Consider the following 24,140-nt stretch of genomic DNA (forward strand, 5'->3'; position numbering starts at 1 on the left):
GCCGAGGGCGCCCCCGCGTCCACCGAGATCACACTCACCGACGCCGAGCGCGCCCTGCTGGCCAAGCAGGCGAAGAAGCGGCGCGGCCGGGCGCGAGCACTGGAACGCTCCCGCCGGGCCACGAACACCACCCAGTACGGGCTGTCGAAGAAGCAGACCCGCCGCGCCGAGCGCCGCGCCTCCAAGGGCCTGCGGGAGAAGACGGTCACCGTGCCGGGCGGTGCCCGCGCCGCACGTGCCGATGGGGTGCCGAAGCAGGGGTTCCGCCGTGACCGGCTGTCCGAGGGCTACCGGAATCTACGCGCCCGCCAGGCCGAAGCCGCCGCCAGCGCCGCCGAACACCGCCGCCACCGAGCCCGCGCCGTGGCCCGGGAGATCATCGCCGCCCACGGGGTGAACCTCACGGTGGAGGACTGCGACATCCGCACCTGGTACCGGCTGTGGGGCAACCACCTCTCCCAGACCACCCCCGGCATGCTGATCGCCGCCCTGGCCGCGTTCGTCCGCCTCACCGACGTGGGCGACCCCAAGACCGCGTACCTGGACACCTCCATGTCCCGGCACGCACAGGTCATGTACGGACAAGGGCTGGAAGAGGCCCTGAGTGAGTCAACCACACCGAGCCCGAAACCGGTTCGCCGGTCGGGACGCGTGGCAGTCCCCCGACAGCGGGAGACCTCTGCTCACCGAACCACCGGCAGGCGGCCCCGAGCGACCCCGGATGAGACACGCCCCGTGCGTGACCACGCCGGAAAGCCCGGACACCGCCCCGGCTGCGACCCGCAACTCACCCTCTGGTGAATTGCGGGACAAGCCTTAGTAGGCTTGTCCCATGATCGACGCCAACCGCACGCCGACCCGGGGCAGGTTTGCCTCCGCCGTCGCGGATGTGCGGCTGTGGTTCGCGCCCGAGCGGCTGCGCGCCGAGGGGGAGACCCCCGACTACCGCTTCTCCCTCGCCAACGAACGCACCTTCCTGGCCTGGCTGCGCACCGCGATGGCGCTGGTGGGCGGGGGCTTCGCGGTCGATCAGTTCCTGCCGGACACGAACGGGACGCTGCGGCTCGCGGCGGCGCTCACGCTGCTGGCGGGGGGCGCGGTGTGCGCGGTGCGGGCGCTCAATCACTGGGTCCGCTGTGAGCGGGCGATGCGGCGCGGCGAGGACCTGCCGGTCTCCCGCTTCCCGGCCGTGCTGGGGCTGGCCGTCGGGGTGATCGCCCTGGTGATGGTGGGCCTCGTCGCGGTCCGCTGGGGCGGCTGAGCCGATGGCCGGGCCCGACTCGCCCACGGGGCCGCAGGGCCCCGAGCGACACGATCCCCAGTCACCCGATCCCCAGTCTCCGGATCCCGGCTCGCCCGATCCGGGGTCCGAGGGTGCTCCCTGGAAGCGGGATCCCGGGCTGCAGCCGGAGCGGACCCGGCTGGCTTGGCGGCGTACGACGCTGGCCTGCGCCGTCGCCGCGTCGCTGGCCGCCCGGCAGGCCCTGCACAACGGGACCGGGCCGGTGTCCGTGCTCTGCGCGGCGCTGGCCGCGCTGGCCTGGCTCGGTTTCCTGGGTGTGGCGGGCCGCCGCATCCGGGCGGTGTCCGCGCCGCGTCCGCCCGCACTGTCCCCGCGGGCGGCCGCGGCGGCGGCAGGCTGCACTCTGGCGCTCGCGGCCTTCGGCGCCGCACTGACCCGGTGACGCGCTGACCCAGTGACGCGCCTATCCACCGACGCGCTGATCCACCGAAACTCTTCGCTAGCCGACCGTGACGACGATCTTGCCGCGGGTGTGGCCCTCCTCGTTGAGCCGGTGCGCGTCGGCGGTCTTCTCCAGGGGGAAGACGGACGAGACCTCCACGCCGAGGGCGCCGCGCTCGGCGATGTCGGTGAGGTCCTGGAGGTCGTTCGGGTCGGGCCGGACGAAGACATAGCGGCCGCCGAGGGCGAGGACCGCCTGGTCGGAGATGGAGACCAGCCGCCCGCCCGGGGCCAGCAGCGGGACGGATTCGGTGAGCGCTTCGCCGCCGACCGTGTCAAAGACGGCGTGCACCCCTCCGGGTGCCAGCGTCCGTACCCGGTCGCGGAGCCCGTCCCCGTAGATGATCGGCTCGGCGCCCAGCTGGCGCAGGTATGCGTGGTTGCGCTCGCTGGCGGTGCCGATGACGCGGGCGCCGAGGTGCCTGGCCAGCTGGACGGCCATGGAACCGACGCCGCCCGCGGCGGCGTGCACCAAAACGGTGTCGCTCTCGGCCACCTTCAACGCCTTGACCAGCGCCTGGTACGCCGTGAGACCCGCCAGCGGAATACCCGCGGCCTGCGTGAACGTGAGGTTCCGCGGCTTGCGGGCGAGCGTGCGCACAGGGGCCCCGACGTATTCGGCGAAGGTGCCCCGGGACAGGAAGTCCTCGCGGACGTATCCGATCACCTCGTCGCCGGCCGCGAACTCGGTCACCGCCGGGCCGGTCCGCTCGACGACGCCCGCGACGTCCCAGCCCGGGATGACCGGGAAGACCGCCTCCAGTACGGAGTCCAGATAGCCCGCCCGGGCCTTCCAGTCGACCGGGTTGACGGCCGCGGCCCTGACCTTGACCAGGACGGAGTCGGGGCCGACCTTGGGCTCGCGGACCTCCCCGTACTCCAGAACCTCGGGGCCACCGTAGCGGCGGTAGGTGATGGCCTTCATGGGGCGCTCCTTGCGTGCCTGCGCGGTGTGCGGGCCGGACGGCGAGCGCGGCCGGAGCCCGCGCTCCTGTCTTCGACGCTCCCGCGCCCGCCGACCCGGCGCAAACCGGGCGGCTAGCCCACGCTGAAATTGCGGCAGGCCGAGCTGCCGGACTTCGCGACCAAGCTGCGGCCGATGGGGATCTCGGTCGGGCCGCCGCCGTTGCTGTCGCAGTCGCTCTTCTGCACCTCTACCGCATGGCCGTCGCCACCAGGGGCTCCGTACGACATCGGCTGCTGCGCCTGGGCCGCGGGGCCCCCGCCGATGGCCATGGCGGCGGCAATGGAAGCGCCCAGCACCACGGCTCGAATCATTCTCTTCATCAGACTGCCTTTCTGAAGTGCACGCCGACGGCGTTCGCCCGCAGCCTGCCGAACGGCGTAATGCGGCGGGGACAACGACACGGCCGCGTACCTCGAACGGCCCAGCACTGGACTCCATACCGACTGGTCGGCATCATGATGCGGGACCGTCCGTCAACCCGCCCCGCGACCGCCCGCAGCACCCCCAACGGAGGCAGAGACCCGATGAACTCAGGCAATCCGCCAGGACTCGACCTCGTACGGCTCCGCGCCCATCTGGACCGTGAGCGGCCGGGGCTGGTGCGTGGGCCGCTGCGTGCCGAGCTGATCGAGGGCGGGCGGTCGAATCTCACCTATACGGTTGACGACGGCACGGCCCGCTGGGTCGTGCGCCGACCGCCGCTGGGCCATGTGCTGGCCACCGCCCACGACATGCGGCGCGAGCACCGGGTGATCGGCGCGCTGCACCCGACCAGCGTGCCCGTGCCGGAGCCGGTGCTGCTGTGCGAGGACGAGTCGGTCGTCGGATCGCCCTTCTACGTCATGGAGTTCGTCGAGGGCACGCCGTACCGCACGGCCGAACAGCTCACCCCCCTCGGCCCGGAGCGCACCTGCCGTGTCGTGCTCGGCCTGGTGGACACCCTGGTCGAGCTGCACGCCGTCGACCCGGCAGCCGTCGGCCTCGCCGACTTCGGGCGCCCGGACGGGTTCCTGGAGCGGCAGCTGCGCCGCTGGGGCAAGCAGCTGGCCGCCTCCCGCAACCGTGAGCTGCCCGGGATCGACGAGCTGCACGAAGCGCTCGGCAAGGCCCTGCCCCTCTCCCCCGAACCCACCGTCGTACACGGCGACTACCGGCTGGACAACGTGCTCGTGGGCGCCGATGACCGGATCAAGGCGATTCTCGACTGGGAGATGTCCACGCTCGGCGATCCGCTGACCGACCTGGGCCTGCTGGTGATGTACAGCGAGCAGGAGGATACGGCTGGCTCGCCGATCACCACGACCAGCGGCGCCCCCGGCCACCCCGCGCCGAGCGAGCTGATCGAGCGGTACGCGGCCGGTTCGGGCCGCGATGTCGGCGGGGTCGCCTGGTACACGGCGTTCGCCTACTTCAAGCTCGCCGTGATCCTCGAAGGCATCCACTACCGGTTCACCCTCGGCCAGACCGTCGGCGCCGGCTTCGACCGCATCGGCGAAGTCGTCCCGGTGTTCGTCGAGAGCGGCCTCACCACGCTACGGAAGGGCTGAGACAGCCATGGACTTCGCATTCGACGCCCGCACCGAGGAGCTGCGGGCCAAGCTGCTCGCCTTCATGGCGGGGCACGTCCACCCGGCCGAGGCGGTCGCCGAGGAGCAGCGCGCCCGGCTGGACTCCCCCTGGCTGACCCCGCCGGTCGTCCAGGAGCTCAAGGCGGAGGCGCGTAAGCAGGGCCTGTGGAACCTGTTTCTGCCCGACGCCGAGCTGGGCGCGGGGCTGACCAATCTCCAGTACGCCCCGCTCGCCGAGATCACCGGCCACAGCCCCCAGCTGGCCCCCACGGCACTGAACTGCGCCGCCCCGGACACCGGGAACATGGAGGTGCTGGCCCAGTTCGGCAGCGAGCAGCAGCGCAAGCAGTGGCTGGAGCCGCTGCTCGCGGGCGAGATCCGGTCGGCGTTCGCGATGACCGAGCCCGAGGTTGCCTCGTCCGACGCGACCAACATCGAGACCCGGATCGAGCGGGACGGCGACGACTACGTCATCACCGGCCGCAAGTGGTACATCTCCGGGGCGATGAACCCGGACTGCAAGATATTCATCGTCATGGGCAAGACCGATCCGGACGGCTCCGACGTCCGCCGTCAGCAGTCGATGGTGCTGGTGCCGCGGGAGACCGAGGGTGTCGAGGTGCGCCGGGCCATGCGGGTCTACGGCTACGAGGACCACTACCACGGCGGCCACGCCGAGGTGGTCTTCCACGGTGTGCGCGTCCCGGCCGCCAATCTGATCGGGGAGGAGGGCGGCGGCTTCGCCATCGCCCAGGCCCGGCTCGGCCCCGGCCGTATCCACCACTGCATGCGGCTGATCGGGATGGCCGAGCGCGCGATCGAGCTGATGTGCCGCCGGGCGGTGTCCCGTACGGCCTTCGGCAAACCGCTCGCCCGGCAGGGCCAGGTCCACGCGTGGATCGCGGACGCGCGGGTGGCCGTCGAGCAGCTGCGGCTGCTGGTGCTCAAGACGGCCTGGCTGATGGACACCGTCGGCAACCGGGCGGCGCACACCGAGATCCAGGCCATCAAGATCGCCACCCCGCGTACGGTCGTCGACATCCTGGACCAGGCGGTGCAGCTGCACGGCGCGGGCGGGGTCAGCCAGGACTTCCCGCTGGCCGAGCTGTGGGCCGCGGCGCGGACGCTGCGGCTCGCGGACGGACCGGACGAGGTGCATCAGCGGTCGCTGGCGCGGCGGGAGCTGAAGAAGTACCTCTGAAACCCTGCGTCAATCCCTGCGTCAATCCCTGCGTCAGGGCCGCAGGGCGCGCAGCAGCAGGTCGGCGAGGTGGTCGGCGACCTGCTGGGGGTTGAGCGGTCCGTCGGGGCGGTACCAGGTGCCCAGGTGGTGGACCGAGCCGAAGTGGTAGTCCACCACCAGGTCGGCCGGGGTGTCCGAGCTGAACACCCCGGCCCGCTGGCCCTCCTCCACCAGGGCGCGGAACCGCTCGTGGTAGCGCCGCCGCTCCGCCCGTACCTGCTTGTGCTTCTCCGGGCTGAGATGGTGCATGGACCGGAAGAAGATCGTCGCGTCGTCGAGGTTGTCGATGGTGGTGACGACGACGTCGGCCGCCGCGTCGCGCAGCCGCTGCTCGACGGGCGCGTCCGCGTCCGCGAAGGCGTCCAGGCGCTCCTGCTGCAGCCGCAGCACCCGCCCGTAGATCTCGTGCAGCAGATCGTCTTTGGAGCCGAAGTAGTGGTAGAGGGCACCCTTGGTGACCCCGGCCGCCTCGACGATCTCCTGGACGGAGGTCCGGTCGTAGCCGCGCTCGGCGAAGAGGCGGGTGGCCGCGGCCAGCAAGCGCTGTGGCACCGGTTTCCCGTCGCCGTCCCTCATTCTGGCCATCTGGTCGCCACCTGCCTCTCGTCGGTGCCGGGTTCGCTACTCCCGGGGGCTCCGCGCCTTCCGCAGCTCCCGTCTGAGGATCTTGCCACTGGCCGTCTTGGGCAGCTCGGGCAGGATCTCTATCCGGCGCGGATACTTGTACGCCGCGAGCCGCTGTGCGCAGTACGAGGTCAGCTCCTCCGGCGCCACTTCGGCGCCCGGCCGCAGGCTGATGTACGCCTTGACCGTCTCCCCGCGGTACGGGTCGGGGACGCCGACGACGGCCGCCTCGCGCACGGCGGGGTGGGTGTACAGCACGTCCTCGACCTCGCGCGGCCACACCTTGAAGCCCGAGGCGTTGATCATGTCCTTCTTGCGATCGACGACGTACAGCCAGCCGTCCGGGTCCATGAAACCGATGTCCCCGGTGCGCAGCTCCCCGTCGGGCAGGGCTGCCGCGCTCGCCTCCGGTGCCCGCCAGTAGCCGGGCACCACCATGGGGCCGCGCACCGCGATCTCGCCAGGCTCGCCGAACGGCACGTCCCGGCCCTCGTCGTCGATGATGCGCACCACCGAGTCCGGGCCGGGCAGGCCGACCGCCAGGGTGCCCGAGACCGGGTCGACGGGGGCCCGGGTGCCGGGCGGGACGCTGGCGCAGGGGGCGGTGCACTCGGTCAGGCCGTAGCCGTTCTTGAGATAGAGCCCGAAGCCGGCCTCGAACCGCTCGACCAGCGCGGGCGGCAGCGGGGCCCCGCCCGAGGAGGCGAGCAGGAAGGACGCGAAGTGGTCGCGGGTCACCTTCGGGTGGGCCATCAGCGCCATGAAGGCCGTGGAGGGGCCGACGGTGTAGCCGGGGCGGTACTCGGCGAAGGCGTCGAGTACGACGCCCGGCTCGAAGCGGTAGGCCATGGCGAGGGTTCCGGCGTCCGCGATGGAGGCGGCCAGCTCGCAGACCATGCCGGTGATGTGGAACAGCGGCGCGAGCACGAAGATCGTGGAGCCGTCGGGCATCTCGTGGCCGATATGCTGCCGGTCGGCGTTGTAGGAGATGTTGCCGTGGGTGTTCAGGGCGCCCTTGGGGGTGCCGCTGGTCCCCGAGGTGTAGCTGATCAGCGCGATGTCGTCGAGGCCGGGCTCCGGCACATCCGGCCGCGCCGCGCCGCCGCGGGCGGCCGCCAGCAGATCGTCGGTGTCCTCGGGCGCGGGGATGCGCCGATGGGTGAGGACGCGGACGTCGTCGCGGGTCTGGAAGTCGTACGCGTCGGCGGTGAGCGCGATGCGTACGGAGGGGACGGCGGCGGCCGCTTCGCGCGCGTACTCCTCCCAGGCGTGGCCCGAGCACACCAGGGCGCTCACCTCGGCGTCGGCCAGGATATGGCCGAGCTCGCCCCCCTTGTACATGGGGTTGACCGGCACCACCGTGCCGCCCGCCTTCCACGCGCCGAGCAGGGCGAGCACGAAGTGCGGGGTGTTCTGCAGCATGATCGCGAGCCGGTCGCCGGGCCTGAAGCCGCGCGCGGCGAGATGGCCGGCGATGCCGTCGGAGAGCTCGTCGGCCTCCCGGTAGGTCACCCGCCCGTCGAAGTAGGCGAGCGCGGCCCGGTCGGGCCTGGTCCGCACGGCGTCCCGGAAGGCGTGCAGCACGCTGGGCCGGGGCCGGATCGGTTGGCGCTGCACCTCGTTGAGCTGAGCGAGCCATGGCTGGTCCTGGTACGAGGTCATGAGGGCGGCCCTGTCTGCTCGGGGGAATGTCTGCTCGGGGGATGGGGTGCGGGGGCGTCCGTACGGTCGGATCAGCCGGCGGCCTCTTCGACCTTGCGCTGAAGGTGGTTCATGTGGGTGAGCCAGCGGTCGGTGTCGGTGGCGCGGGCCGCGTAGTACTCGGCGACCTCGGGGTGCGGAAGGATCAGGAAGCGGTCCTGCGCGATCCCGTCGAAGAGGGCGTCGGCGACCTGCTCGGGCTCGATCGCCGTGGGCACGAGGATGAGGTCGCCGGTGGCCCCGGTGGCGCGCAGCATATCGGTGCGGACGCCCTGCGGACAGATCGCGTGAACGCTGACGCCGCGGTGGCGGTAGGTCGTGGACAGCCATTCGGCGAAGGCGAGCGCGGCGTGCTTGGAGACGCTGTACGGGGCCGAGCCGACCATGGTCAGCAGACCGGCGGCGGAGACGGTGGAGACAAAGCGGCCGCTGCCTCGCTCCAGCCACTCGGGCAGCAGCTCACGGGCCGCCCGGACATGCGCCATGACGTTGACGTCCCAGGCGTCCGCCCACAGCAGTTCGTCGGCCTCGGGGCCGCCGACGGGGGCGACGCCGGCGTTGGCGCAGTAGATGTCGATGCCCCCGCCGAGCGCCGCCCGCGCCTCGGGCACCACGCGGGAGGCGTCGCCCGGCACGGCTACCGCGCCGATCTCGTCGGCGACGGCCTTCGCCTTGTCGGCGTCGAGGTCGTTGACCACGACACGCGCGCCCTCGGCGGCGAACCGGCGGGCCAGGGCGGCACCGATACCGCCTCCTGCCCCGGTGACCACGGTTCGCGCGCCACGTACGGCGTTCCCACGTGCGGCGTCTCCGCGTACGGCGTCTCCACGCACGGTATCCACGCATGCTCCTTCGGCCGGGGGTCGACTGCGTCACTCAGCCGCGTCGCTCAGCTGCCCGGCAGACTAACCAGTCGGTATGTGTAAACGGAAGGGGCACGACGGGGTACGGAAGGGAAGCGCGGGGGGGGGGTACGGAAGGGAAGCGCCGCGGTACCGCGCGGCCAGGGCAGGCGGGCACGCGAGCAGACGGGCACGCGGGCAGACGGGCACGCGGGCAGACGGGCAGACGCACGGCTGGGCAGACAGGGCGCCCGGGCGGGCAGGGTCTAGTTGCCGCTCTCCCCGCCGCCCGGGCCCTCCCCGTCCCCGCCCGGCTTCTTCATCACGCTCCGCCAGCGGGCGTTCTCGCCCGCCAGGGCGTCCCACAGGACGTTGAGCGGATGGGCTGCGTCCCACGCGGTGCGCTCCCCGCCGCGTACGAACACCCCGACCAGCACGGCCAGATCCGGCCCGAGGTCATCCGCCAGCTGAAGCGTCCGCAGTCCCGCGCCGCTCTGCAGCCGCCCGTCGGCGACGGCTTCGCCGATCCCCTGGGTCACCAGCACACAGCCTCGCAGCACGCCCGAGGAGAGCAGTTCCAGGCCGTACTGCACGGTGTCGATCTCGGCCGCGATATGCAGCTCCTGGCGATAGCGGGCGCCGAACCAGCCGCGCAGAAAGCCGGGTATCAGGCCGTCGGCGGAGACCGCGAGCGGCAGCCCGGGGAGTTCGCGGACCGAGAGCCCGGGGCCCGGCAGCTCGTCCTCGGCGAGGTTGGTCACCAGGGAGAGCCCGCTGCGCCGCCACTCCATCACCTCGAAGCCGTCCAGCCGGCTGTCCCCGTCCCCGGTGGTCAGCACGGAGCCGCAGACCAGGTCGAGTTCCTTGGAGCCGAGCCGGTCCAGCAGATCGCGGGTGCGCACATGCTCGACCTTGAGCTCCACGTCACGGCTCTCGAAGTCTTCGGTGACCAGTTCCACGGCGTTGAGCAGAAAGCCGAGGGTGTAGCGGGTGGAGCCCACGTTCAGCCGGCTGCCGAGCCGGCGGCGGCAGCCGTGCACCGAGTCCAGCCAGTCCTGCAGCGTGCCGCGCGCGAGTTTGGCCAGGGCTTCCCCGGTGGGGGTGAAGAGCACGTTACGGCTCCGGCCGCGCTTGAGTACGAGCGGTTCACCGCACAGCGCGCCGAAGTTCCGGTTCATGGTGTCGAGTTGTTTCTGAACGCTGGACTGTTCCCGCCCCAGCAGCCGGGCCGCGCCCAGTGCGGTACCCGCCTCGTGGACCGCGAGCAGCGTGCGGAGCTGGTCCATCGTGGTGTCGAGCAGTGCCGTGGGGTACTGCCACCGGGGGTTTAAGGGCATGCCGGCCTTCCGCTTCGAGCTTACGAATTCCGGCTTCGCAGCATAGTCCAATGGACTTCGGCAAACTGATCGAGAGAACAGCGGCAATTTTCTTGAGGTTTGTATTCGGGAATTCGGCCGACGCATTCCGCCGGGGGATTTGGCAATTCCCGCAGCTGCCGCCGACGACGGCAGCGGGCAAGGACGGGGCGGTTCGGGCACGGCCGACGCACCGGCGCCGCGGCGGGCCGTTGCGCCGACCCGCCGCGGCGCGAGGTTGGGGCGCGAGGCCGTCAGCGGTGCGTGGGGAACTCCACGACCTGCTGGTACGTCGGCCGGTTCTGCCAGTGCACCTTGTCGTGGGTGACCCCGCCCAGCGGGCGCTGGATGATCGAGTCGGCGCACCACTGGTCGCCCGCCGAGCAGTTGGCGTCGCCGGGGTAGACCTCCGTGGCGGGCTTGGCCGCGGCCTGTTTGAGGCTGGTCAGGAGGGCGTCACGGCATGCGGACAGATCGCCGGCGCCGCAGTACTTCTTGGCGAGCGGACCCTGGACGTCCTCGCCGAGGACCGCGCGCAGGTCCTTGTCGACGTAGGACCACCAGCCGTACTGGAAGGAGGATCCGGCGTGCGAGCCGGTGGGGCCGTGGCCGGCCGAGGGCGCCTCGTCGACGGTCAGATTGGCGCGCAGCGCATCGTACAGATCGGTGCCCAGCTGAGGTTTGAACTCTGCCTCCACCAGAAGCGGCCACCATGCGTCCATAATCCGTACGGCGTCGGTGTGTCCATAGGTGTGCGAGCCGGCGGATGTCTCACGGCGCTGGGCGCCCGCCGTCTGCCAGGACTCCAACTGCTGTACGGCCTTGGCCGCCTGCGGATCGGTGACCGGCGCGCTGCGCAGGACCTTCAGCAGCTCCGGCAGCACGTCCTCGCCGCGCAGATCGGCGACGGCCGCCTCGGCCATGGCGCGGGTGAGCGCGGCGCGGGTCACCCCGCCCTTCTTCACCAGCGCCCGCACCCGGTCGTCGAGGAGGTTGCCGCGGTGCACCGAGCCGTTGCCGAAGCCAGCCGCGGTGTAGCCCTTGGCCTGCCGGTTGTTCCAGCTCACGTAGTAGTCCTGGTCGATGGACTGGGGGTGCTGGGCGGGCGGGGCGTAGGCGGCGGTGTTGACCGTCGGGTCGAAGTCCCGCCACTCGTACGCCGCCTCACCCTTGATCGGAAGCGAGGGGTCCACGTCCGCCGCCCGGACCATGTTCAGCCCGCTGTTGTAGTAGGCGGTCTGCCGGGAGTCGGCGTAGAACCAGTTGAAGGTGTAGTTGATGTGCTGCGCGGCGCTCTGGAAGGACTTGGCGTCCTTCACATAGCCGGGGTCGTTGAGCATCTGGAAGCCGACGATCGAATCGGCCTCGTGGCGGTAGCTGGCGCGCAGCAGGGTGTAGGCGACGGGTTTGCCGTCGACCGTCGCGCGATGGGTCACAAGACCGTACTTGGTGCGGTAGACCTGCATCCGGTACGAGCCTTCGGCGGTGGAGTCGGCGAGGGTCGGCTTCCAGGCGTTACGGCGCTCGATCTTCTCCATCGGCAGGCAGGAGCCGTGGTAGCGGTAGTACGTCGAGTCCTTCGTCGGGGTGGAGCCGTCCGGTGTGCACAGCTCGACGGCGAAGGTGTCGGTGACGTCCTGGGCGGAGGTGGTGGCGCTCCAGGCGTAGTCCTGGCCGCGGCCCAGCTGGATGTACATCCCCACGCCCGCGAAGGAGGCGCCGCGGGCGCTGATGCCCGGGCCCTGGAGCTCCTGGAGCATCAGCAGCTGCGGGGCGAAGTAGCCGGTCTGCGGGCCGAAGACGGCGACGGGATGGCCGCTCGCGGTGTATTTGCCGGAGACCAGGAGCGCGTTGGACATGCCGTGCTTACGGCTGAACAGATCACGGGGCAGCACGCCGTCGTCGTAGATGCCGCGCAGTGCCTCCAGTTTCTTCGGGGCCTTGACCTGCTGCCTCGCGCCGGTCTTGGCGCTGCCGGTCTTGTCGAAGACCAGTTGTTCCGGGGTGACCGAGCCGGGGTCGGGCAGGGCGGTGCCCTTGGCGTTCGCCGGTTTGCCCGCGTACGGGAAGCTGGTGCCGTCGTGCACGGTCAGCGCGGCCTCGGGGTCGTCGCGCTCCCGGAAGGACTCCCACACCTTGGTGCCCTCGGCGATGCCGTACTTCTGCTGGGCGGCGAGCAGCGACAGCGCCGACTCCACCTCTCCCCCGCCGCCGTTGCCGAACAGGGCGCCGACGACGGAGGCGAGGGCGATCAGATCGGTGAGCTTGAACGGCTCGATCTCGCCCACGTTGGTGATCGCGTCGATTTTGCCGGTGAGGACGTACTCGCCAGGGAAGTAGCGGCCGTCCTTGGCCTGTTTGCGGTAGGCGTTGATGCCGTCCACGTACGACTGGGCGTCGGCCAGCGCCTGTTTGCCGCGCTCGCCCTGGGTGGCGAGGATGTAGTCGATCTGGGCCTGGTAGTCCTCCTCCTTGTACGGCGCCTGGCCGAAGAAGCTCTGCTCCAGGCCCTGGTTGGCCTCGGCGCCGCCGGCGAAGGAGGTCAGCTCGCCGCGGCCGACATGCCGGAAGAGGTCCATCAGCCACAGCCGGTCCTGGCCGGCGGCGTATCCGGCGCCGAACTCGGTGCCCTCGCGGGTGGTGCCCTGGATATGGGGCACCCCGGTCTTCTTGTCGCGGGTGATCGTCACATCGTCGCGCGGCTTGGTCACCGAGGCGACCTGGTCGGCGGGCACCCCGAACGACGAGTCGTTGAAGAAGTCGGTCAGCTTGTCATCGGTGAGCGTCGGATACCCGGCGACCAGGTTGTTGTAGGGGCCGAGCTGGTCGGTGCTGTGCTCGGGGTGGGTGCCGAACGCGCGGTTGGCGAGGATCTCGGCGAGCGTGGCGTTGCCGTTCTGGCCGGGCGGCAGGATGTCCGAGCACTGGTCCTGGCAGTAGTCGGTGACGGCCGCGGCGGCCGGCGCCGCCTGCGCCCGCTGCGGGAGCGGCCCCGCGAGCGCGGCGCCGAGGGCCAGTACGGCCGTAGTGGCGATCGCGGTACAGGTGAGCTTGCCGGTTCGTCGTCGCATGTACGCTCCTCCCGGGTGCCGTTGGGACGGGAGGTTACCGGCGGTATGACCGGCTCGGAAGATGAGCAGCCGTCACCTTTTGCGGAAAGCTCAACTTCCTTCGGCTTCTTTGCGGATTTCCCGAATCGAAGGGATCCGGATCGCACTCCGTTACGTCCATTCCACAACGAGTCGGGTCCGCACCCGCGGAGGTGGAAAGAGATGGCCGGTTTCAGAGCACTCGCACGAGACGTCCGCAACCCACGCAGGCACATCACTGCGCGCCGTACCTCGCTGCGCAAATGCCTCGAACGGTTCGCGCCGTACGGGCATCGAGCGACGTGGCACCATCTGTGCTCCCGGGCGGGGATCGCCCTGGAGGACCGTCACCCCGAACCGGCACTACTGATCACCGCGCTGGAGGAGTTGGAGGAGGCGCGGGCCCTGTGGCTCGCGTACGAGGCGGACTTCGCGGCCCGGCGCCGGCAGGAGAAGCACCACGGCATCCGCCAGCCGAGCCCCGTGGACGACTGGCATCTGCACACCTGGGGCGGAAACCACATCATGCCCTGCGAAACCCCATCGGCCCACCCCGACGACCGGCTGGCGGAGGTGCTGCGCCGGCTGATCCTCGCGATGGAGTCCGGGCCGGTCTCGGCCTGCCCGGTCTGCACACAGGACCGGCTGACCTGGCACGACAACCTGGGCCGCTACCCCTGGGAGGGGCCGATGTGCGGCACCTGCGGCATCGTCGTCCCCGCACCGGTACTCACCCCCGAGGCGCTGGCCGCCGCCCGCCACACCAGGTCCGGCCGCGCCCCGAAGTCCGGCCACTCCGCCGCGTCCACCTCGGCCACCGCGTCCGCCCGGCCCCATAGGCGGTACGCCACCGTTTGAAGGCGTCATGACTGAGGCCCGGGGCGCGCCCGTCGGAAACGGCGGGCGCGCCGCCGCGTCCGGCGCCCTGGCCGTGGCTCGTTCGCGTCGGGCGCCATGGCTGTGGCTCGTTGACAGGGGGCGCCCGCCCGTCCATGCTGAGCAGTCGCTTAGTGGTCGGACAGTGGTCGAATGCCAGGGAGGCCGTGACATGGCGGAGCCAAGGATCTTCACCTCACCCGAAGAGCTGCGTTCGGCGGTCGGGGAAGACCTCGGCCCCAGCGACTGGCTGGAGATCGACCAGAAGCGGATCGACCTGTTCGCCGAGGCGACCGGCGACCACCAATGGATCCATGTGGACCCGGAGAAGGCGGCCGCGGGCCCCTTCGGCACCACGATCGCCCACGGCTATCTGACACTCTCCCTGCTGCCCTCGTTCACCCCGCAGTTGCTGTCGGTCGAAGGCGTGCGCATGGGGATCAACTACGGCGTGAACAAGGTCCGCTTCCCCTCCCCCGTCCCGGTCGACTCGCGGCTGCGCGCCACGGGGCGGCTGGCGGCGGTGACCGAGGTGGCCGACGGCGGTCTGCAGGTCACGCTGGTGGTGACCGTGGAGCGCGAGGGCGGGCAGAAGCCGGTGTGCGTGGCGGAGTCCGTGGCCCGCTACTACCTCTGACTCCTGCCCACGGGGACGTATCAGCAGGCCCGGTGGTACGGCACTGCGGGGATATGCGCCTTCCAGTCGGCCCGCGACAGCGCCCCGGCGCGCCGACACACGGCGGTGGCGACCTGTCGCGGGGCGACCGCGTATGTCCGTAGCGGTACGTGCTCGCCTGCCGCGTACAGGACGCCGCCGTCCGGGCTGAAGGCCAGGGACAGCACCGCGCCGCCTGCCGTGGGAAGTGAGGATCCAAGCGGCCGGTTGGAGTCGGTGTCCCACAGCCGCAGCGTGCCGTCCTTGCCCGCGGCGGCAAGGGTGCGCCCGTCGGGAGAGAAGGTCAGGGCTGTCACCTTCCTGGATTCGACGTCGCGGGCCGGGGCTGCGGGAAGGGCTCCCAGGGCTTGCCGGGCGGTGCTGTGCCAGATGGTGACCTGGCCGGATTCATCGCCTGTAGCCAGGTATCTTCCGTCTGGGCTGTACGCCAGTTTCGTCGTCGCCCCTGGTGTGAGCGCCCGGCGTGTCACACGGCCCGACCGCAGGTCGAGGAACTGGCCGTGGTTGGTAGCCACGGTGCGTCCTCCAGGCTCCGCTGCCAGGTCCTCGCCGCCGACGCCGGAAATCTCACGGGTCTTGGATTCGCGGTGCAGATCCCAGATCTCAAGCGTCTCGTCCCTTGGCTCGCGGGAGATCACCAGCGATCTTCCATCCGGGTGAAAGAGGATCCCATTGACAGGATTCTCCGGGGCGCCGGGGACCTCAGGGTCGGTGCGTGTCACCGACAGCGAGCCGCTGATACGCCGGGCCGACACGTCCCATAAGGAGAACTTCTCTTGCAGTAGGGATAGCGCCGGGTTGCTGACGCCGTAGGCGAGGAGGCCTCCATCGGGTCGGAAGGCGAGATGCACGGGACAGGGCACAAAGTACTTCGCCCTCTCCAGGAGAGGCGGGCAGGCAGCCGACGGCAGAACGGCCAGGCGCTCGCCGTCTCGTCCGTCGTGCAGCTGAATGCGGGCGCGGCCGGTATCGGTGTCCGCGATGGCGAGGGTGCGGCCATCCGGGCTGAAGGACGCCGCTACCGCTGACCGGTTCTGCCAACGGGAGTCCAGGGTTCCCTCCAGAGCCAGGGTGCGCACCACGGTCTGGGACCGGCCCGCGAAGTAGCGTATCCGGCGCTCTTTCACATCCAGCCGAAGGTCGGTGACCAGCTTGTCGGAGAGGGCGTACCGAAAGACGGGGGTTCCGGGTGCGTCAGTCCGCCACAGCAGGACCTCGTCAGCGTCTGTCGCGGCCATGAACCTGCCGTCCGCGCTGAACGCGAGCTCCCTCAGCCCCTTGTGCCGGATCTGCGGAAGTTCCCGCCCGGAAGCGACATCCCACCTACGGACTCCCGCAGCGCCGCGCAAGACCAGGCGCCTGCTGTCCGGGGTGAACCGGAAGTCTTCTTGGATGCAGTTGCCCGCCGTCGCCTTGGGGGCCCACCGTGTCCGCAGTCTCTGCCGCTCGGCGACATCCCAGATCTCCAAGCGGGCACCAGGCAGGCACAGAGCAACCAGGCGGTCATCCGGGCTCACCTGCGCGTCGGGCAGCGGATACCGCCTGACCAGGCGTTTCCGGTCCAGCCGTTGCTGAGTCCACTCGGATACCTCGTACGACTGCCAGTCGCCGGACGCGGACAGTTGGCGAGTCATACGACGCTCCAGCAGCACGCGCTGGGTGCTGCTGTCCCGCAGTTGGACCGCTTCCTGCTGCCGCCTGGCCTTGTACAGCACGAGGACGCGCCCGCTCGGGCTGATCTCGGCCCCGTCGTCCGCCGGCATCCGTTCGCGCAGGACACGGCCTGAGCGCACATCCCAGATGCGCACCTTGCCGTCCAACAGCCGCAGGGTGAGCCGTCTGGCATCAGCGCTCATCACCCCGGCACGAGCGAGGTTGTCGCCCAGCCCCGGAAACGAAGCGGTGCGCCGATGTGTGCGGACATCCCACTTCACCACGTGCTTGGCGCCGACGCTTACCAGCGTGCGGCCGTCGGGGCTGAGATAGCGCACTGCGGCGGGATCCCCGTCGGGATCGGTGAAGGCATCCTGTTCCGGCTGTGCCACGGCGGCCATCAGCGCGGAGCGGGTTTCGGGGAGGTCGGCCAGGTTCCAGGAGGCGGCGCTCAGCCGCATGGCGGTGACGGGGTCCGTCGCGCGCAGGCTGTCGGCCAGCGCCGCGATCCGGCGGGCTTGGGCCTGAATGCGTTCGCGCTCCTGGGACCGGTTCTGCTGCCATGCGATCACGCCGACGAGTAGGGCGAGTACGGCGGCGATGGACAGAGCCGTGCGCAGTCGGCGCAGGCGCCTTGCCGTGCGGGCCGCCGTGTGCTGTTCGCGCTCGCGGTGGGCGATGCCGGCGGTGAGGAAGGACCGTTCTACCGCGGTCAGGTCGTCGGGCGCGAGTCGTTCCTCCGCCGTGGTCAGGCGGGTGCCCCGGTACAGCGCGCTACCGTCCTCGCCCAGTTCGGCCCAGGTCGTGGCCGCTTCGGTCAGCTTGCGGTGGACGCGCAGACGTTCTCGGTCCTGTTCGATCCATCCGCGCAGCCGGGGCCAGCCGTTGATCAGCGCTTCGTGGGCGAGGTCGACGTTGTCGCCGTCAAGGGTGAGCAGCCGGACGCGTGTCAGGCGCTCCACGACCACGGCGGTCTGTTCGGGGTGTCGGGTGGTGTCGAGTTCGGCGCGGCGGACGGGTCGGCGGGTGTCCGGGGTTCCGTCGCCGGGGCTGATCAAGCAGAGCAGGATGCCCCGGGCCACGTCCGCCTGCTGGGGAGTGAGCCGAGTGTAGACATCCTCGGCGGTCTTGGCGATCGCGCCGTCCAGACCGCCTGCGGCCTGGTAGGCCTCCAGCGTCAGTCTGCCGCCACGGCGACGGAGCCAGGTCTCCAACAGCACATGCGACAGCAGCGGCAGGCCGCCGGGCGCACCGGCGACCTCGTCAACCAGTCTGGCGGTCAGCGCCTGCTCCACGATCAGCCCGCGGGCCGAAGCCGGCTTCACCACCGCTTCCCGTAATTCGACCGGTGTCATGGGCCCGACCAGCATGGTGGTGTCGCACAGCGCATCGGCAAGGTCTCGCTGCTCGGCGCATCGGCCGTAGAAGTCGGCACGAACCGCGATCAGCACGCGTAATCGGCTGTCAGCCCGGCGGGCCGCGAGAAGCAGAGCAATGAAGCGGACGCGTTCCTCAGGATCCTGGCAGAGGGTGAAGATCTCCTCGAACTGGTCGACGATCACGAGGGTGTCCGCAGCGCCGTCGGCATCAGCCGGTGTGAGAAGACGGGCATGGGCGCCGAAAGGGCGCTCGCCGGGAGACAGGACCCGGATCGCCGCCAACCGCGGACCCGTCACCTGGCCCTGGCGGAGGGCGGGGATCAGCCCGGCGCGCAACAGGGAGGACTTACCGCTGCCGGACGGGCCGAACACCGCCGCGAACCGCTCCCGGCGCACAAGGTCCAGCAGGTCACCGGTCATTCGCTCACGGCCGAAGAACCCGTCGCTGTCGCCCGTCTCGAACCGGGCCAGCCCCCGGTACGGCGTATCCGTACCATCGGCGCCGCCGTCTTCGACGGTCCGGGCGGCCTCTTCCTCCACCACCTCACGCCACCGGGCCTCCCACTCCGCGCCGTCACCCCCGCACGCTTTCACATAGGCCAGCACCACCGGCAGCGTCGGCAAGCGCTCGCCGGCCGCCGCCTGCGACAAGGTCGTGATCGAATACCCCGTCCGCTGCGCCATGGCCCTATAAGTGAGGCCGCCCGCCTCCGCCCGAAGCTTCCGCAGCTCGAACGCGAAGCGCTGCACCGGCCCCGCACCCGGATCCACCGGTACTTCACGACGCCCCGCCATACTCCCCCGCCCCCAAGCAGTCCCCCGGACCAGGCCGACGGTCACGTTAGGCGCGCCCTGTGGCACACGACGAGGTCACGTCAAGCCATTGTTTGGCCGCCAGAACGGCACTGCCAAACAAAGCGGCGGGCGGGTGGAATCGGTGACGCAAGGCCCAGCAACACTTCAACCTCAAGGGGAGACATGCGTACTCGACTCATGTTCGCCAGTGCCGCGATGGGAGCCGCCCTGCTGACCGGCGGTGTCGTCGCCACCGCGCAGGCGGCACCCGCGTCCCTCGACCCGGGCAACACGACAGCCGCCGCAACGATCCTCGACACGTGGATCTACGTCGGCACCTACAGCACCCACACCGCGTGCTACCGCGACGGGCAGAACTCCGCCTACTCCGAGTGGGACTGCAAGCAGTCCAGCAGCGGCAAGTGGCAGCTCTGGGTGAACATCGACTCGTGAGCACATGACGGCCTGAAAGCCACCTGAACGGACTGATCACCGTAGCCCCGGCAGCCTCACCCCGCTGCCGGGGCTACGGCCCCACCACCTGAAAGGAACACTCGATGCGTACACGAGTCTGGCTCACCAGTGTGGCGGTGGGAGCCGCTGTGCTGGCCGGCGGTGCCACCACCACCGCGCAGGCGGCACCTGCCCCCATAGAAACCGCAACAGGCTCCTGCGAGCCTTTGTGGAGCAGGCCGGGTGGGCCTGTCTACCAGTGCAGGACCCGTCTCGACTGCTACGAGACCGCGGAAAGCCTCGGCTACGAAGAATGGGTATGCAGGTCGCTGCCCAGCGGCTGGTGGGCACTTTACGTGTACTCCTGAGCCCGTGGAACGGGACGCTCCCGCGCCGCGCGGAATCACCGCCGCGCGGCGAGATAGTCCCGCACATGCTCCTGGAAGTGCGGGCACTCCGGCAGGTCGGCGTGGGCGCAGCTCAGCACGCCGGCCAGCCGGGCGCTTCTGCGGTCGAGTTCGGCGCGCTGCCGTTCGATGTCGGCCAGCTTGGCGCGGACCAGGTCGCGCCACAGGTCAGGGCTTGAGGCGCGGTGCTCGTCCATAGTCGCGATCTCTTCGAGCGTGAACCCGACCTCCTGGCACAGCCTCAGCCGGGCGATCCGCGAGGCTGCCTGCAGGGCGTAGCGCCGCTGTCCGCCGCTGCGTTCCGGGGCGGGCAGCAGGCCCTTGCGCTCCCAGTAACGGATCTTCGAGGTGGGCACGCCGGTCGCCGCCGCCAGCTGCCCGATCGTCCACTGCGCCATCGCCCGTCCCTTCCGGTTGACTTGATCCCAGGTTCAAGCCCAAGGCTGATCGTATGACGACGGAAATCGCCAATCACGAGCAGTACGAGACCTGGAACGGCGACGAGGGACGCCACTGGGCACTGTCGCAGCCCCGGTACGACGCGATGCTGGAGCCGCTGACGGCACCGCTGCTCGACGCCGCCGCCCTCGCGCCCGGGGACCGGGTGCTCGATGTCGGCTGCGGCTGCGGGGCCACCACGCGGGCGGCGGCCGCGCGGGCCGCCGGGGGCGAGGCGCTGGGGGTGGACCTGTCCGGTCCGATGCTGGAGCGCGCCACGCTGCTGGCCGACGACGAGGGCGTACGGAACGCGAGGTTCCTGCGGGCCGACGCGCAGACGTACGCCTTCCCGCCCGCCTCCCACGACGCCCTGGTCAGCCGGCTCGGTATGCATGTCTTCGCCGATCCGCCCGCGGCGTTCGGCAATCTGGCCGCCGCTCTGCGCCCCGGTGCCCGGCTGGCCTTCCTCAGCTGGCAGCACCCCCGGCACAGCGAGTTCGCGCGGGTCCCGGCCCTGGCGCTGCGCGGCACGGAACCCTCCGGCGAGGGGCAGGCGTTCTCGCTGAGCGACCCCGCCCGTGTGCGTGCGCTGCTGGCCGGGGCGGGTTTCACGCGGGTGACGGTCGATGCGGTGGAGGTGCGGCTGCTGATGGGGAACACACCCGGGGACGCGGTGGAGTTCATGACCGGCACCGGCGCCCTGCGCACGGCGCTGGCCTCGGCCGACCGCCCGGCCCGCGAGCGCGCCCGGCAGGTACTCGCCGAGGCGCTGGAACCGTACGCGTCCCCGGACGGCGTCCGGCTGGGAGCCGCGCTGTGGCTCGCCACCGCGCGCCGCGCCGGATAGGGCCCTGGGAAAGCCCCCGTCGTCCGACTCGGGGGAACCAATCAGGGACGACGGAGGCCGCTTCAGAGGGCCGGTGTTACCAGGGGGCTCGACCAGGTCGGGGGACACTCGCCCCGGCCGGTCTGGTTTCGCAGTGGTTCCGGGGCGGGGCGGGGTCGGGATACTCGGTGGTGAGGCAGGCGGGGCAGGTGATCGCCCGCCGCCACTCGTCCACCTCTCCAGTGGCACCGCAGACCGAGCGGCCGCCGTGCACCTTGTGCACGGTCATCACGTCGCCCCCAGCCGTGCCCGGAATCCAGTCCGGCGGCACGTTACCGACGAGGACGTGACGCGGCCCGCCGCCCTTCGCGCCCTGCCGCTCCATCGGCCTTCCCCTCACTGCCACGCTCCCGGCTCGAACCGGTATGGGCGCGTGATGTGTTCCCGGTAGTCCACCTGATCCGGGTTGGCCTTGAGGTGCCTGCCGGCCCACCCCGTGCCCTCTTCGAACTCCTCCGTCGTCGGTCCGCTCTCATCGCACGTCGCGCACCGCACAGTGGACGTGATCGGTTCTGATTCCGGTCGGAGATCGGGCCGGATCGTGAACTCACGGAACCGGTAGGTAGCGCGCGTCATGCCCGCCCCTTCCCGGCGTAAGCGCCCCTCTTGCCGTGGTCCGGGTGTCGCCTCAGCAACACGGAACAGTCGGTGACCTTGCTCAGGTCTCCGGACTTGCGCGCCGCCTCCTTCTCGCGCGCCAAGCGGGCGCATTCCGCGCAGTTCGTGGTCATGCCACCCCTGCCGTACGCCGTGCCTCTTCCAGCCGTCGCGCCATCTCACACGGCCGGTGGAGCATGCATGTCTGGCACTCGCCCCGATGCATGAGGTAAGCCGATTGAAGCTGCTCAAGGTCAGCGGCGCGGGGGCAGTCGGAGGCTTCGCATTCAAGGTTGGCCGTATCTCTCACCAGTGCGCCCACGTTCGGGTGACCGTGGCTACTCTTGTTCACGGCTGCCTGCCTCTCTCACGTGATCAGGTGGTCCGCGCCCCGGGGCCGATAGGGACGGCAGCCGGGGCCTTTCCTTGGCGCGGGTGTGCGCCGCCTTACGAGCTTCGAGGTCGCGCGAGCCTTCGGGAACAGCGAACGGGGAACCCCGCAACCCCATTTGGGGAACCCCGTTGCGGCCCAAATGGGGAACCCCGCCCCGGGGCCCGGGGCTACGCTGGGGAGGCCACTTCCGTCCCTGCTAGGTAGGCCATGGGCGAACGCGTGACCCGACGCAACGGCTATCCGCTGACGATCCCCAATGCGCTGCTCCAGAGCGAGGCCATGCAGCGCGCCTGCGCCGTCCGGGACTTTCAGGAGATCTTCCGTCTCGTCAACCGGCGCACCGGTTCGAGTCACGCGGACATCGCAGCCGCTATCGGCAAGATGACGAGCGCCCGCGTCAGTGACGTGATTCGAGGCGTGAGGCGAATCCGAGGACAGGCGGTCATCGAACGTATCGCCGATGGTTTCGGCATCCCCGGCGCAATGCTCGATCTGCCGAGGCGACCATGGGAGGCTTCTCTGGAAACAATTGACGGAACCAGCAAGATCCGTAGTGGCGTTGGGGCCATGGGCGAGCCCGAAGATAAAGCACGGAATCAGTATGTGCGGGAAAATCCCGGAAGTCTCGACCTAGTAGCGGTGGCTGGACTCCGGCAACAGGTGCGAACCCTTGACGAACGCTACGTGACGGAGCCGTCTACAGCACTGATCGCCGCGACTGGGCAGCATTTAGGGCAGCTCGCACACTGGCATAACCATGCGACTACGTACACTGTTTGCCGGGATCTATGGGCGGCCCAGGCTGAAGCCTCAATTTTGATGGGCCAATTGGTGTGGGATGCCTCCGGAAGGACCGACCATGCCACTGCCCGCATCTACTTCTCCCAAGCCATTGAAGCAGCGCGCCAGTTACACGATCCGGTCGCCGAGGGGCTAGCCATGCTGCGCACCTCTTTCGTTGCTCTCTACGGGGAGAAGAACCCTCGCGACGGCCTAGAGTTGGCACAGAGAACCGCTGCCGCAACAAGAGGGGCCAGCCATGTACTGAGTGGCCTGGCCGTATTGCATGCAGCTGAAGCCCATGCCATGCTGCAAGAGCGGCGAGATTGCGAGAAAGCGTTAACCGAAGCTGAGCAACATTTTGACCAAGTGGTCGCCGGTGACGCCGCTGCACCACTGTTTTCCTCCAGTCAATTTGGTCGATTGGCCGGCTCATGCTTCCTGTTCCTCAATGACGCCACCCGCGCCCAATCGGTTCTGGAGGAGACCGCCAATATTTTGCGTGATGGCTCGAAAGCTCACGCCATCACACTGGGAAATCTGGCACTCGCTTACATTCATCAACACAAGATTGATGAAGCCATTGGCGCACTCTATTCGGCAATTGCCATTGTGGAGTGTCACCGGGGCGGCGGCGGGCTCAACCTCGCATTTCAGGCAGGCCGTGCACTAAAACCGTGGCGAGACGTCCCAGCGGTACATGACCTCCACGACCGGCTTATGAGCCTCATCGCGGCCACATAAAGCAAAAGAGGTAACGGTGAACAGTGCAAAAATCCAAGAGGCTAAACAAGCCGCCCGTGAACATGTATGGGCACTGCTGGAACGTGAGGATGCGGCGCCCGAGGGCGTGGCAGGCCATATCCCAGACTTCATGGGCGCAGACGCTGCCGCCCAACGTCTCGCTGAACATCCCGCCTGGCAGGCCGCGCGCATCATTAAGGCTGTGCCCGATTTGGCCCAGTTGCCTGTACGCATCCGAGCCCTCCAAGACGGCAAGCAGCTTTATATGGCCTCCCCGAAACTCGCCAACGAAAAGCCGTTCTACCTGCTAGACCCCGAAAATCTCACGGTACCGCCGCACGAGGCCGCCGCGCACCGCACTGCAGCAAAAGTTGCACAGCCCGTAGACTTGGATGAGATGCCGCCAGTCGACTTGATGTATGCGGGAGCGTGGCCGTTAACCTCGACGGTGCGCGACTCGGCAAAGGCGCTGGCTACTCCGATATCGAAGTAGCCCTACTCCAAGAATCCGGCCTCATAGGCCCGGACACGATCATCACGACTACCGTCCACCCCCTTCAAGTATTGGACGAGATGCTGCCAGAAGCCGACCACGATTTTCGCGTAGACCTCATTATCACCTCAGATGAAACCATTGAATGCCCGCCGTGCCCCCGTCAGCACAGCATCATATGGAAACATCTCGCTCCGGACGCCGTCGCGGCGATTCCGGCGCTTGCGACGCGCAAGCGGACCAGCGGGCAGTGATGATTCCCCGCCTCATGGCCATCCAGCACCAACGCCAGTGACTTACGCGGGCGACGCCTGGGTTTGCGGTGAGTTTGGGACACGGACACGTCGTGACGTCGGCGTGTCCGTGTGCCAAAAAAAACCCAAATTAACATGCATTTGATACAGCACGCAAAAGGAGTTGAGTTTAAACGGAAGTG

General features: G+C 69.7%; 21 protein-coding genes and 1 pseudogene. 12 read left to right on the forward strand and 10 right to left on the reverse strand.

Going from position 1 to position 24,140, the window contains the following annotated elements; genetic code table 11:
- The 3 genes and pseudogenes from ACWDSL_RS38385 to ACWDSL_RS38395 form a co-directional block, all read left to right on the forward strand.
- Positions 1-801, forward strand: a pseudogene (locus ACWDSL_RS38385) (transposase); the annotation flags it as partial.
- 31 nt (positions 802-832) lie between these two features.
- The gene (locus ACWDSL_RS38390) at positions 833-1,261 is read left to right on the forward strand and encodes a YidH family protein (protein ID WP_450492585.1); all 429 of its coding nucleotides are present in this window, start codon (positions 833-835) and stop codon (positions 1,259-1,261) included.
- A gap of 139 nt (positions 1,262-1,400) precedes the next feature.
- Positions 1,401-1,685 (forward strand): DUF202 domain-containing protein, encoded by a 285-nt coding sequence (locus ACWDSL_RS38395; protein ID WP_450492603.1) that lies wholly within the window; start codon positions 1,401-1,403, stop codon positions 1,683-1,685.
- Between the two features lie 57 nt (positions 1,686-1,742).
- Here ACWDSL_RS38395 and ACWDSL_RS38400 read toward each other — a convergent pair whose 3' ends face one another.
- Entirely contained in the window at positions 1,743-2,669 is a 927-nt protein-coding gene (locus ACWDSL_RS38400; RefSeq protein WP_450492586.1) for an NADP-dependent oxidoreductase, read from the reverse strand.
- A 113-nt stretch (positions 2,670-2,782) separates the two neighbouring features.
- Positions 2,783-3,031, reverse strand: a complete 249-nt coding sequence (locus ACWDSL_RS38405; protein ID WP_450492587.1) for a hypothetical protein — start codon at positions 3,029-3,031, stop codon at positions 2,783-2,785.
- Between the two features lie 204 nt (positions 3,032-3,235).
- Here ACWDSL_RS38405 and ACWDSL_RS38410 point away from each other — a divergent pair, with 204 nt between their 5' ends.
- Together ACWDSL_RS38410 and ACWDSL_RS38415 are read left to right on the forward strand one after the other, a co-directional pair.
- On the forward strand, positions 3,236-4,258 hold the full coding sequence (locus ACWDSL_RS38410) for a phosphotransferase family protein (RefSeq protein WP_450492588.1): 1,023 nt from the start codon (positions 3,236-3,238) through the stop codon (positions 4,256-4,258).
- Between the two features lie 7 nt (positions 4,259-4,265).
- The gene (locus tag ACWDSL_RS38415; RefSeq protein WP_450492589.1) at positions 4,266-5,480 is read left to right on the forward strand and encodes an acyl-CoA dehydrogenase family protein; all 1,215 of its coding nucleotides are present in this window, start codon (positions 4,266-4,268) and stop codon (positions 5,478-5,480) included.
- A 33-nt stretch (positions 5,481-5,513) separates the two neighbouring features.
- Here the strand turns inward: ACWDSL_RS38415 and ACWDSL_RS38420 are convergent, their stop codons facing one another.
- The 5 genes from ACWDSL_RS38420 to ACWDSL_RS38440 form a co-directional block, all read right to left on the reverse strand.
- On the reverse strand, positions 5,514-6,107 hold the full coding sequence (locus tag ACWDSL_RS38420) for a TetR/AcrR family transcriptional regulator (protein WP_089513444.1): 594 nt from the start codon (positions 6,105-6,107) through the stop codon (positions 5,514-5,516).
- 36 nt (positions 6,108-6,143) lie between these two features.
- Complete coding sequence (locus ACWDSL_RS38425) at positions 6,144-7,808, reverse strand: AMP-binding protein (RefSeq protein WP_450492590.1); 1,665 nt, start codon at positions 7,806-7,808, stop codon at positions 6,144-6,146.
- 71 nt (positions 7,809-7,879) lie between these two features.
- Positions 7,880-8,617 (reverse strand): SDR family oxidoreductase, encoded by a 738-nt coding sequence (locus ACWDSL_RS38430; RefSeq protein ID WP_450492604.1) that lies wholly within the window; start codon positions 8,615-8,617, stop codon positions 7,880-7,882.
- A gap of 338 nt (positions 8,618-8,955) precedes the next feature.
- Complete coding sequence (locus ACWDSL_RS38435; RefSeq protein WP_450492591.1) at positions 8,956-10,026, reverse strand: LysR family transcriptional regulator; 1,071 nt, start codon at positions 10,024-10,026, stop codon at positions 8,956-8,958.
- A gap of 272 nt (positions 10,027-10,298) precedes the next feature.
- Positions 10,299-13,115: a penicillin acylase family protein gene (locus ACWDSL_RS38440; RefSeq protein WP_450492592.1), complete on the reverse strand. Its 2,817-nt coding sequence runs from the start codon at positions 13,113-13,115 to the stop codon at positions 10,299-10,301.
- A gap of 201 nt (positions 13,116-13,316) precedes the next feature.
- On the opposite strand from ACWDSL_RS38440, the gene ACWDSL_RS38445 reads away from it, so the two are divergent.
- Both ACWDSL_RS38445 and ACWDSL_RS38450 read left to right on the forward strand, forming a co-directional pair.
- Positions 13,317-13,991: a hypothetical protein gene (locus tag ACWDSL_RS38445; RefSeq protein WP_450492593.1), complete on the forward strand. Its 675-nt coding sequence runs from the start codon at positions 13,317-13,319 to the stop codon at positions 13,989-13,991.
- Between the two features lie 190 nt (positions 13,992-14,181).
- Positions 14,182-14,646: a MaoC family dehydratase gene (locus ACWDSL_RS38450; RefSeq protein WP_450492594.1), complete on the forward strand. Its 465-nt coding sequence runs from the start codon at positions 14,182-14,184 to the stop codon at positions 14,644-14,646.
- A gap of 20 nt (positions 14,647-14,666) precedes the next feature.
- On the opposite strand, the gene ACWDSL_RS38455 is transcribed toward ACWDSL_RS38450, so the two are convergent.
- Positions 14,667-18,467: an nSTAND1 domain-containing NTPase gene (locus ACWDSL_RS38455; protein ID WP_450492595.1), complete on the reverse strand. Its 3,801-nt coding sequence runs from the start codon at positions 18,465-18,467 to the stop codon at positions 14,667-14,669.
- Between the two features lie 228 nt (positions 18,468-18,695).
- On the opposite strand from ACWDSL_RS38455, the gene ACWDSL_RS38460 reads away from it, so the two are divergent.
- Positions 18,696-18,965: a hypothetical protein gene (locus ACWDSL_RS38460; protein WP_450492596.1), complete on the forward strand. Its 270-nt coding sequence runs from the start codon at positions 18,696-18,698 to the stop codon at positions 18,963-18,965.
- 403 nt (positions 18,966-19,368) lie between these two features.
- Here the strand turns inward: ACWDSL_RS38460 and ACWDSL_RS38465 are convergent, their stop codons facing one another.
- Complete coding sequence (locus tag ACWDSL_RS38465; RefSeq protein ID WP_450492597.1) at positions 19,369-19,770, reverse strand: MerR family transcriptional regulator; 402 nt, start codon at positions 19,768-19,770, stop codon at positions 19,369-19,371.
- 53 nt (positions 19,771-19,823) lie between these two features.
- Between ACWDSL_RS38465 and ACWDSL_RS38470 the strand changes: the two genes are divergently transcribed.
- The gene (locus ACWDSL_RS38470; RefSeq protein WP_450492598.1) at positions 19,824-20,657 is read left to right on the forward strand and encodes a class I SAM-dependent methyltransferase; all 834 of its coding nucleotides are present in this window, start codon (positions 19,824-19,826) and stop codon (positions 20,655-20,657) included.
- A gap of 375 nt (positions 20,658-21,032) precedes the next feature.
- Here ACWDSL_RS38470 and ACWDSL_RS38475 read toward each other — a convergent pair whose 3' ends face one another.
- Positions 21,033-21,407 (reverse strand): DUF7848 domain-containing protein, encoded by a 375-nt coding sequence (locus tag ACWDSL_RS38475; protein WP_450492599.1) that lies wholly within the window; start codon positions 21,405-21,407, stop codon positions 21,033-21,035.
- A 487-nt stretch (positions 21,408-21,894) separates the two neighbouring features.
- Between ACWDSL_RS38475 and ACWDSL_RS38480 the strand changes: the two genes are divergently transcribed.
- The 3 genes from ACWDSL_RS38480 to ACWDSL_RS38490 are packed head-to-tail and all read left to right on the forward strand — an operon-like array spanning position 21,895 to position 23,958.
- Entirely contained in the window at positions 21,895-23,211 is a 1,317-nt protein-coding gene (locus tag ACWDSL_RS38480; RefSeq protein WP_450492600.1) for a transcriptional regulator, read from the forward strand.
- Positions 23,212-23,227: 16 nt separating this feature from the next.
- Positions 23,228-23,704 (forward strand): hypothetical protein, encoded by a 477-nt coding sequence (locus ACWDSL_RS38485; RefSeq protein ID WP_450492601.1) that lies wholly within the window; start codon positions 23,228-23,230, stop codon positions 23,702-23,704.
- Entirely contained in the window at positions 23,641-23,958 is a 318-nt protein-coding gene (locus ACWDSL_RS38490; RefSeq protein WP_450492602.1) for a 5-formyltetrahydrofolate cyclo-ligase, read from the forward strand. The genes ACWDSL_RS38485 and ACWDSL_RS38490 overlap by 64 nt, the downstream gene beginning before the upstream one ends.
- Positions 23,959-24,140: the final 182 nt, after the last annotated feature.

This window comes from Streptomyces sp. NPDC000941 (genome assembly GCF_053599555.1).

What these genes read in the sequence shown, in the direction of transcription:
- ACWDSL_RS38390 (WP_450492585.1), top strand. Translation starts at nt 833, where the DNA reads ATGATCGACGCCAACCGCACGCCGACCCGGGGCAGGTTTGCCTCCGCC.
- ACWDSL_RS38400 (WP_450492586.1), bottom strand. Translation starts at nt 2,669, where the DNA reads ATGAAGGCCATCACCTACCGCCGCTACGGTGGCCCCGAGGTTCTGGAG.
- ACWDSL_RS38405 (WP_450492587.1), bottom strand. Translation starts at nt 3,031, where the DNA reads ATGAAGAGAATGATTCGAGCCGTGGTGCTGGGCGCTTCCATTGCCGCC.
- ACWDSL_RS38410 (WP_450492588.1), top strand. Translation starts at nt 3,236, where the DNA reads ATGAACTCAGGCAATCCGCCAGGACTCGACCTCGTACGGCTCCGCGCC.
- ACWDSL_RS38415 (WP_450492589.1), top strand. Translation starts at nt 4,266, where the DNA reads ATGGACTTCGCATTCGACGCCCGCACCGAGGAGCTGCGGGCCAAGCTG.
- ACWDSL_RS38420 (WP_089513444.1), bottom strand. Translation starts at nt 6,107, where the DNA reads ATGGCCAGAATGAGGGACGGCGACGGGAAACCGGTGCCACAGCGCTTG.
- ACWDSL_RS38425 (WP_450492590.1), bottom strand. Translation starts at nt 7,808, where the DNA reads ATGACCTCGTACCAGGACCAGCCATGGCTCGCTCAGCTCAACGAGGTG.
- ACWDSL_RS38435 (WP_450492591.1), bottom strand. Translation starts at nt 10,026, where the DNA reads ATGCCCTTAAACCCCCGGTGGCAGTACCCCACGGCACTGCTCGACACC.
- ACWDSL_RS38440 (WP_450492592.1), bottom strand. Translation starts at nt 13,115, where the DNA reads ATGCGACGACGAACCGGCAAGCTCACCTGTACCGCGATCGCCACTACG.
- ACWDSL_RS38445 (WP_450492593.1), top strand. Translation starts at nt 13,317, where the DNA reads ATGGCCGGTTTCAGAGCACTCGCACGAGACGTCCGCAACCCACGCAGG.
- ACWDSL_RS38450 (WP_450492594.1), top strand. Translation starts at nt 14,182, where the DNA reads ATGGCGGAGCCAAGGATCTTCACCTCACCCGAAGAGCTGCGTTCGGCG.
- ACWDSL_RS38460 (WP_450492596.1), top strand. Translation starts at nt 18,696, where the DNA reads ATGCGTACTCGACTCATGTTCGCCAGTGCCGCGATGGGAGCCGCCCTG.
- ACWDSL_RS38465 (WP_450492597.1), bottom strand. Translation starts at nt 19,770, where the DNA reads ATGGCGCAGTGGACGATCGGGCAGCTGGCGGCGGCGACCGGCGTGCCC.
- ACWDSL_RS38470 (WP_450492598.1), top strand. Translation starts at nt 19,824, where the DNA reads ATGACGACGGAAATCGCCAATCACGAGCAGTACGAGACCTGGAACGGC.
- ACWDSL_RS38475 (WP_450492599.1), bottom strand. Translation starts at nt 21,407, where the DNA reads ATGCGCCCGCTTGGCGCGCGAGAAGGAGGCGGCGCGCAAGTCCGGAGA.
- ACWDSL_RS38480 (WP_450492600.1), top strand. Translation starts at nt 21,895, where the DNA reads ATGGGCGAACGCGTGACCCGACGCAACGGCTATCCGCTGACGATCCCC.